Below are 4,711 nucleotides of genomic sequence, written 5' to 3' on the forward strand. Positions count from 1 at the left end.
CAGCCAGGCTTCGGCGACGGCCGGTCGCTGGTCGCCGAGCACCCGGCGGGCGCGCCGGGCGAGGTTCAGGGCCTCGACGCCGTTCCCGGCGTGTGTCCATGAACGACGGCATCACTTCTCCTTGAGGGTCGGCAGGGTGTGGTGGAGGACCTCGCGGTACGAGGAAACGAGCAGCTTGGCCTCGCGGCCGGGAGCTGCGGTGATGGGGATGGACCCGGTCCGGCAGACCTCGCGTACGGCGTAGTTGTGGACCATGGTCGGCATGATCAGGTCGCCGAAGCGGTCTTTGAGACGGCTGTCCCAGTGCCGATGGACCTCCCGGAACTCGCGCTTGGTCGGCACGATGTTCCGCAGGATTCCCACGATCTGCAGGGCCTCGTTGAGACCGCCGGGCGAGGTGTAGTGCTCGATCGACGTCAGGGCCTCCCGCGCGCCGAGGTACCCGTCCTTCTTGAGCGTCGCCGGGATGAGGACCTTGTGCGCCGCGATGAGCGCCGACCCCACGACCTTCCCGCCCGGCCGGGGAGGGACGTCGATGAAAACGACGTCGACCAGGTCTCGCAGCCCCCACAGAGCCCGCTTCAGGCGGAACTCCATGCCGGTGGTCTGGTCGGTCTCCCGGTTGCCGAACTTCCGCACGGCCGGCAGGACCCAGACGTTCGATGGCCAGTGCTTGCCCGCGCGCACGAGTGCCTCGCGCGCGATCTCGGCGGGATCGCGCGGACGCTCGTCGGGGTCCACGAAGTAGATGTCGTTCACCGACTTCTTCGGCTCCACGACACCCAGCTCGTCGGTGAGCGTCGCCCGCGGGTCCAGGTCGACGCCGCCCACCTTCAGCCCAAGCTCGGCGGCCACGGCGATCAGCCCCGCTGTCACCGACGTCTTCCCGACGCCGCCCTTCTCGCTGACCTCAGCGATGATGTCCAGGTCTTCGGCCACAAGGTCCTCCCTCCTTCTTCAGGTAAGCCGAAGAGTGCCGACCTCGTATGCCTAAGCGCAAGCTGACCCGCACGCTTTCCCGCCGGTAATACAGCAAGCGGAAAACCAGGCAGGAAGGGAAGCACGGCCGGGCGGCAAGTTCCAGGTCTTATCTAGCTAGATGTCACGCATCTTCCCAACTCAACAGTCATCTGCGCGGCCGTGCTTCAGGGGATGGCGCGCTTGACGGCGCTGCGGATGATGTCGCCGGTCGTGACGACCATGCTCTGCAGCTTCGCCTTTTCCAGGAGGCTGTCGGCATCGGGACGCGTTGCGAGGGAGGCGGCGAACAGGGTGAGCACGGTGAGCGCGCCGTTGCGTTCAGCCTCGCGCATGATGACCTCCGGCCCGTCGCCCCACCGGTCCTGCCACTCGCGCAACCCCTTCACGGCAGGCTGGCTTTCCCAGTAACAGGCGCGCACGAGCTGCTCACCGAGATCGGCCGGAAGGCGCACGGCAAGGCGGGCAGTGAGCTTGGTGGGCTCGTCAGCGAGTCGGCCGTGCTTGCGGGGACTGCTGCCTACGGGGCGGCCGGGCGCCCCGGCCTCGGCGACGGGCACCGGCTCGTACGGCCCTGCCATCTTGCGGCGCTTCAGCTCGGCGCGGACCTCGCGCGCAACCACCAGGTCGCGGGTGCCGGCCAACTTCCCCGCCTTGCGGAGCCGGGCGAACTCCGCGCGGACCCGGCCGCGGGCCTCACGCGCGGCCTCTCCCCGCAGGTAGCGCACACCTGCCTGATCCCGGGCCTCGTCGAGCCACGCGACCTCGGCGTTCCGGCCCTTCCTGACCACCTCGTCGAGGGCTTGGCGGTCCTCGGGCTCCAGCGCGACCACGAAAGGGAGAAGTGACATGCGGCGGAGTCTAGCTAGATATCGCGCCAGGTCGGGCCGCTTCCCCGTGAGATTCACGCGTGCGTGCGATGGACGGTCTCACGGGTTCCACGGAGCTTGCGAAGTAGCTAGCATTTCCGCAATCGAAAAATGCTCTATCAAGCTAGATAACCCGCCCTTAAATGCGCAGGTCAACCCGCGTTTTCGGGTTGTTGCACGGAGCGCCTTCCGGCTCTACCTTGCCGTAAAGGAACCCCTCACAGGAGGTCGTCTTGCCCAGCTCGATCCCGCCGCTCCCCGGTCTCACCCGCTACACGTGGTGGGGCGCCGTACCCGAGGGCCTTCTCACCAAGACGCAGCTTGACCGGCAGGGCCTCAAGCCCGGCTCCGACCCTGTGGGCCAGGTGCTCTACCACGGCAACTGTTACGCCCCGCTGTACGACGTGGACGCCGCCGTGCCGAAGCGCGGGTGCTCTCCTGCGCAGCGCGCCGCGCTCGACCGGGCCCGCGAGCTGCAGTACGTGTGCCGACGGTGCGGCGACCGCCGCGACTACCCCCTCGGCAGCGGGCGCTGGTGTGAGCCCTGTTCGTACGCCGCTGAGCTGTACGCCGCGCACGCGAAGGCCCGGAGGTTCGCCCGCGAAATCGTCAGCGACCCGGCCGCGACGCTCCTTGTCGTGGCGGCTGGCCCCGGCGAGGGCGCGCAGCCGGAGACCGTGGCGGTCCTTCGCGTCCACGACCAGGCGCTGCTGCACGAGGGCCCGGCCGGGACGTACGGCACGCCGGAGCGCGGGGCGGTGCTCGACCGGCTCGACCTGCTCCTGGAGGGCCGCCGCGTCGTCCATGAGACGGACCGGGGCCCAGTCAGCCGCTATCCGGACATGCTCGTCACCCCGCCCGGCCAGCTCGTGAGCAGCAGCCGCGACGGCCTCAACGCCTGGCTGAGCCCGCACCGGGAGAGCGCCGAGAAGGCCGACTACGTCTCGCGCCTGTGGCGGCAGTGGTTCGCCTGGACCCGAGACGAGTGGTGCACCATGGCGAGCGAGCCCTGGGACCAGGAGCGCGGCGTCTGGGTGGCCTGGGACCGCACCGCGGCCGCCGATGCCGACGCTCTGGCCTTGGCCGCGCTCCTGCACCGAATCGCCGAGGGCACCGAGCCGGTATGGGAGCGGGCTCAGTGGATCGAGGACGGCCACGGCGAGCCGGAACTCCCCCAGCGCCGTCGGCGCGCGACCACGGCGGCCTGAGTCCGGGACGATACGAGGGCCCGTCGCCGGTGCGGGCCCTTCGCCATGCCAGGCGGGCATCCGGCGGGAGGCATGGCCGTTGGGCGTGACGTGGAACTGGGAGAAGCCGGGCCGGGAGTCGAGCAGCGGGCGGCGGCGGTGGCCGATGCCGTGTGCGAGCTGACAGACGCGGTGACGTCGAGGAGTTGGAGCGCGGGCGCGGTCGAGGACGCGGCCGATGCCATCGACAACGGGGGGTGGCTCAGGCGCGGCCAGGAGGCGCGTAGGTGATGCCGACGTCTCCGGCGGAGGTCGCGGCGAGGGCCACGACCTTCCAGATTGCGTCGGGAACGTCGGCCCGGGGGCCGTCCCAGGCGTCGTTGAGGAGATCCACGGTCAATCCCACGGACTTGCCGTCCGGCCCCTTCGCCGAGAACTTGACCTCCTGCGCTGTCCACGGGTTCGCGTGGGCAGAGGCGAACTGCACCAGGGCGTGGTACACCGCGAGGTCCTTGCCGTTCCGGGTGAGGGTGAGAGTGCCCGGCCGAAGGTCGATGCCGACATGGACCTGGGTGTCCTCCTGCACGATGGCAGGTTCGCCGGTGGCGCTCAGCTCCACAGTGCTCTCCAAGGGGTGGGGTGGGAGTTCAGCTGCCCAGCATGGCAGTTGACTGCCCGTCTGGAGAGGGCGTCCATTAACCGATCAGTTGTCGGACGCCGGACCTCAGTGGACTCTGCGAGGGGCCCAGGACGTCCAACAACCCCGTCTAACAAGGCGGTCTGACGTCAGGCGCGCCTCCCTGACAGTTCTCTCGGCATGCCTGGTGGCCGGGTCTTGGGCCTGTTGCGGAAGTTGGCGGCACACGAACGCCCGATCGCCGAGGATGGACCGGGGCCCTTGCTCACAGGGCTTCCTGAGCGACTGGCCAGAGGAGAGGGCATGAGCGGAGAGCATCTGATTTCCGATGACGAGACTCGTCAGTTCGCAGAGGGGTTCCTGGCAGCCTCTCCTTGGCTGGGCGATGCAGAGTGGGAGAGCATCGTGATCGGACCGAACGCTGACTATCTCGCTGGCTTCGACGGCGCTTTCCCCGCTGATGCCGAACTGACCGAGGGGCAAAAGTGGTCCTGGCGGGTGTCGTTCTCCGACCCCGCAGGAACGGAGAAGACTCTCTCCCATGAGGCGATCCTCAAGGGGCTCAGTCACATCGTCTACGGAGACCACACAGGCTCCGAGGGCTTTCGCTACATGCGCATCCAGCAGTGGTTCACCGAGCCGACCGAGGCTCGACGGACGATCCAACTGTCCGCGTCGGATCACTCGTCCATCTGTCAGTCTGCTCTGTACGGCAAGATCGTCTTTCCTACGGGAGAGGCGGAGAGCCTGTTCGGCAAGAAGATGGACCTGTTCGAAGACCAGCGGTCAGGCGATGACCCGAGCCCTGACGGACTCAACATCTGACTGAGCTGCTGATTAGTGCCCGCGAGCCGCCCGCGTTTCATAGATGGTCATCCATGAGGACGGGTCGAAGGGGTACGGCTACAGTCACGCGCGGGGGCCCGGAGCCACTCGCACTGGCTCCGACAGCTCCTCGGCGATGTGCGGGGACAGCGGGGCGACCAGCAGGACCAGCGGCTCGGCGACCGACCGCGGCACCGGGCCACCGGCCTTGGTCA

The 4,711-nt window shown here is 68.5% G+C and carries 6 protein-coding genes; 3 read left to right on the top strand and 3 right to left on the bottom strand.

Translation table 11 applies throughout. The features are described 5' to 3' along the window. Positions 1-111: 111 nt before the first annotated feature. Positions 112-939 carry a ParA family protein gene (locus ACWC5O_RS44990; RefSeq protein WP_450592074.1) on the bottom strand — a complete coding sequence of 276 codons (828 nt, stop codon included), beginning with the start codon at positions 937-939 and terminating at the stop codon, positions 112-114. A gap of 206 nt (positions 940-1,145) precedes the next feature. Continuing rightward, complete coding sequence (locus ACWC5O_RS44995; RefSeq protein ID WP_450592075.1) at positions 1,146-1,829, bottom strand: hypothetical protein; 684 nt, start codon at positions 1,827-1,829, stop codon at positions 1,146-1,148. Positions 1,830-2,080: 251 nt separating this feature from the next. Here ACWC5O_RS44995 and ACWC5O_RS45000 point away from each other — a divergent pair, with 251 nt between their 5' ends. Both ACWC5O_RS45000 and ACWC5O_RS45005 read left to right on the top strand, forming a co-directional pair. Then, positions 2,081-3,055, top strand: a complete 975-nt coding sequence (locus tag ACWC5O_RS45000; protein ID WP_450592077.1) for a hypothetical protein — start codon at positions 2,081-2,083, stop codon at positions 3,053-3,055. Positions 3,056-3,127: 72 nt separating this feature from the next. After that, positions 3,128-3,325, top strand: coding sequence for a hypothetical protein (locus ACWC5O_RS45005; RefSeq protein WP_450592079.1), 198 nt, complete (start codon positions 3,128-3,130; stop codon positions 3,323-3,325). Here the strand turns inward: ACWC5O_RS45005 and ACWC5O_RS45010 are convergent. Then, positions 3,297-3,665, bottom strand: a complete 369-nt coding sequence (locus ACWC5O_RS45010) for a hypothetical protein (protein ID WP_386386664.1) — start codon at positions 3,663-3,665, stop codon at positions 3,297-3,299. The two genes, ACWC5O_RS45005 and ACWC5O_RS45010, sit on opposite strands and share 29 nt — an antisense overlap. A gap of 309 nt (positions 3,666-3,974) precedes the next feature. Between ACWC5O_RS45010 and ACWC5O_RS45015 the strand changes: the two genes are divergently transcribed. Continuing rightward, the gene (locus ACWC5O_RS45015) at positions 3,975-4,496 is read left to right on the top strand and encodes a hypothetical protein (protein WP_450592080.1); all 522 of its coding nucleotides are present in this window, start codon (positions 3,975-3,977) and stop codon (positions 4,494-4,496) included. Positions 4,497-4,711 lie beyond the last annotated feature (215 nt).

The sequence above is a fragment of the Streptomyces sp. NPDC001450 genome (assembly GCF_053597295.1).